2 protein-coding genes and 1 tRNA gene are annotated in these 3,375 nt (G+C 66.8%); 1 reads left to right on the forward strand and 2 read right to left on the reverse strand.

The genetic code is table 11. The features are described 5' to 3' along the window. Positions 1 to 18 precede the first annotated feature (18 nt). Positions 19 to 95, forward strand: a tRNA-Met gene (locus tag FHW79_RS32155). On the opposite strand, the gene FHW79_RS32160 is transcribed toward FHW79_RS32155, so the two are convergent. Continuing rightward, a complete protein-coding gene (locus FHW79_RS32160; protein WP_183182669.1) occupies positions 52 to 1,728 on the reverse strand; it encodes a recombinase family protein in 1,677 nt (558 codons plus the stop codon). The two genes, FHW79_RS32155 and FHW79_RS32160, sit on opposite strands and share 44 nt — an antisense overlap. Before the next feature lie 338 nt (positions 1,729 to 2,066). Further along, positions 2,067 to 2,891, reverse strand: coding sequence for a hypothetical protein (locus FHW79_RS32165; RefSeq protein ID WP_348984342.1), 825 nt, complete (start codon positions 2,889 to 2,891; stop codon positions 2,067 to 2,069). Between the last annotated feature and the right edge of the window lie 484 nt (positions 2,892 to 3,375).

A 3,375-nucleotide genomic window follows, 5' to 3' on the forward strand; every position in this document is an offset into this window, starting at 1 on the left:
CCTTCCCTAGGGAACAACCGCGGGGTGGAGCAGCCCGGTAGCTCGTCAGGCTCATAACCTGAAGGTCGCAGGTTCAAATCCTGCCCCCGCAACCACCGACAGTTGACAGCCCGCCTCCCACGAGGCGGGCTGTCGGCGTTTCGGGTCCGCTTCGGCGCACGCCTCCAGGATCGCCAGCAGGTCGCCATGAAGCTGCGCCTCCAGCCCAGCGCCCGAGGGGCAGGGAGACAGCACGACACGGTCGACCATGGACCGGATCATCTCCATCGCGGCCATCCCCTCGTCACCGTCGCCGAGCACGGATTCCAGCTCCGCGATCTTCCGCCGGTACAGCTCCGGCAGGTTGGCCGGCAGCAGCATCTCCGGCGCTTCCGTCCCCAGGGTGCCGATCTCGGTGGCGAGCGCGGCACGCTCGGCCTCCAGGGCGGACAGCCGCTCCTTCAGGGACGGGCTGTACATCCCGTTCTCCACCGCCTTCAGGATCGACGCGATCTTCCGGTCAACCTCGGCGAGGGCGCGCTCCCGATCCCCGCGCCGGTTCCGCGCCTCGGCCTGTTCACGCCGTTGCGCCACGACCATCTCCTCAATGAAGGCGGCGACCACGTCGGCACCGAGCAGGCGCTCCTTCAGCCCGGCAAGGACACGGCCCTCGATCGCTTGTCGGCTGATGGTGCGGTCGTTCGGGCAGGTGCCGGAATTCCGGTGGCCGGCGCAGCCGTAGCGGTCCTTGCCCATGATGGTGTAGCGGCCGCCGCAGACGCCGCACACCAGCACGCCGGACAGAAGGAAGCGCCGCCGATGCACGCGGTTCAGAGCGTTGCCCTGTTCATCCCGACCGATCTCGGTGGCAACCGTCTCCTGTCGCACCTTGACGCGGTTCCACAGAACGTCGTCGATGATGCGCAGCTCGGGGACTTCAACAATCTCCCGCTTTTCCCGAGGGTTGATGCGGGCGACGCGCTTGCCGGTGCCCGGATCCTTGACGAACTCGCAACGTCCCCATTCCAGAACGCCGGCATAATTGGCGTTGTTGAGGATACCGGTTCCGCGGGCGACCTGTCCGCGGATCGTGGTATCGACCCATTTCCTCCCCCTGGGACCTGGAACGTTCTCATCGTTCAACAGGCGGGCGATGGCGCGGGGACTCATGCCGTCGGCGTACAACGTGAAGATGCGGCGGACAACGGCAGCTTCGTCCGCATTGATGCGGCGATACCCGCCACCTGCCTTGTCGCCGTCGACGACGTCGTATCCATAGGCTTTGCCTCCGGGAATACGTCCCTCCTTGGCGAGGCCGAGATGGCTGCGTCGGGTCTTCTGGCCGATCTCCTTGAGCTGCACCTGTGCCATCATGCCCATGATGGCGACGTGGATCGTGGTGATCTCGCCGACGTGCGGCGTGTACAGCTTCACATTGTAGAAGCTAAGGCGGTCGTAAAGATCGGAGGTGTCCGCCAATCGTCGACCCAGACGGTCGACGGCTTCGGACACCACGACATCGAAGCGGCGGCGCCCGGCGTCATCCACCAGCTTCAGAAAGCCCGGGCGGTGCCGGGAGGCGCCGCTGATCGCCGCGTCCGTGTAGGTATCGACAACCTCCCAGCCCTGCTGGACGGCGTAACGCCGGCACAGCTCGATCTGGTCGGCGATCGATTCCTGGCGCTGCTTGTCGGTCGAGTAGCGGGCGTAGATCACGGCACGGAGTCGGGGGTGGTGGAGGACGGTCATCGCAGGGCCTTCAGGGAGAACGCGATCAGGGCGGCGAGAAGAACAAGGGCGAGGCCGGCAGCGAACGTCATGAAGCCGGCCTGGGACGGCCGCCGGCGCATCTCATGGCGCGCCAGAATGCGGGCCAATCCGAGCAGCTTCTCGAGCGGAACGGTCCGCGGCTCCTGCTGGGGCGGCTGGACAGCGGGCGCCGTCGTCGCGGCGGTGGAGTCGGTGGTGTGGGGCCCGGGTGGAAAGTCCATGGTGGGAGCGGCCATGACGATATGGTCCGATGGCGGCAGGAGCGGAAACACAGCGGCAGATCGGCGTCGCCGTCGCCAACCCGGTCATCGGTGCGGTCAGGAATCGGGCGGCACGGCCATGGCCGGCAGCCCCAACGAGCCCTGCTTGCCGGGCTTCACCTTGCCACCGGCTTCACGATGGGCGGATGCCGCGAGTGTCGCCGCGAACGGCTCCAGAACCTCCAGCCGCCCCCGCAGGCGGGCGTTCTCGCGGCGCGCTTCGTCCAGCGCCTGCTCCACCTGATGCTTGGCGGTCAGTTCCGAACGCAGTTGGTCGAGCTGCAGCGAGGAGCGCAGGAGGGCAGCCTTTTCTTCCGACAGAAGGCGGTTCACGGTCTCCACAGCGGCTTGCGCGTCCGCCGCCTGCCGCTGCCAATCCTTGATCTCTGCGGTCATTTGGGTCAGCGCCGCGCCCTGCTGGGCGACCGTCTCCGCCAGCTGGTTGCGGTCTTCCGTGATCCGGTCATGTTCCTGCGCCAGATCCTCATAGCCCTGCTCCTGTTCAGCGATCTCGGCCATCAGGGCGTGCAGTTCGCTCCGGCAGGCCGCGCTTTCGCTCTGCAGGGCTGCCAGCGCGGTGGTGTGCTGTTCCGCGGCGAGGCGCCTCTCCTCCTGCCGCAGGGCGTCCATCGACGCGATGAAGGCCGTCAAGGCGCCGTCGATGGCGCGCCGCATCTGCTCGGCCGCGGCGCAGGACTGGACGTCAACCGGCCCTCCTGCGAACGCATCGCGCGACGCGCTGACCGCGCCCTTCTGAATAACGAACAGGTGAGGGGCGGTCTTCCTGATGTCATGGATGAAGCGCGATACGTCGCGCAGGGAGCCTCCGCCAATCTCGGCGCGAATGCGGCGGTAGGACGGATAGGCGTGGTCCTTCGACACGATCTTGCTGACCGCTTCCGAGACGGACTCGTGCGTGATCAGGGGATGGGTGGGCTGGGAGCAGGACATCCAGAACCTCTGCGAGGACTGCGGTTTCGGCGGCCGCCGTCGGCCGGCTGAGTATCTGGATGAGTTGCGATGCCAGGAAAGGGCTGCGGCGACGGAATCTTGACGGTTATGGTCCAAGCCGGCCGATGGTGAGGTGATACCGCGGTAGCGCTACCGGGTAGCGGCACCTGATACCGGCGTTACCGTCGCCATCCACGTTGATCCCACCCCTCTGCCTGCGGGTCGCTCCGGTCCACCACATCACCCAAACGGCGCAGAAAATTGCCCGGCGCCCGATGCGGCGGGGCGGATCCCTCCATACGCTTCCTTCCGAACCAGGCGTAATTGCTCAGGGGGCTGGCCCGTGATGAGCACGGTCGGGCTCCCAGGCAGTCGGGGGTGCCCCTAACGGGACGTTGCTTGAGGGACCAGGATA

This window comes from Azospirillum sp. OGB3, from assembly GCF_014192915.1.
In the GTDB taxonomy this organism is placed as follows: Bacteria; Pseudomonadota; Alphaproteobacteria; order Azospirillales; family Azospirillaceae; genus Azospirillum.

Bases quoted from the DNA above. Each gene is read 5' to 3' on its own strand.
- FHW79_RS32160 (WP_183182669.1), bottom strand. From the start codon at position 1,728: ATGACCGTCCTCCACCACCCCCGACTCCGTGCCGTGATCTACGCCCGC.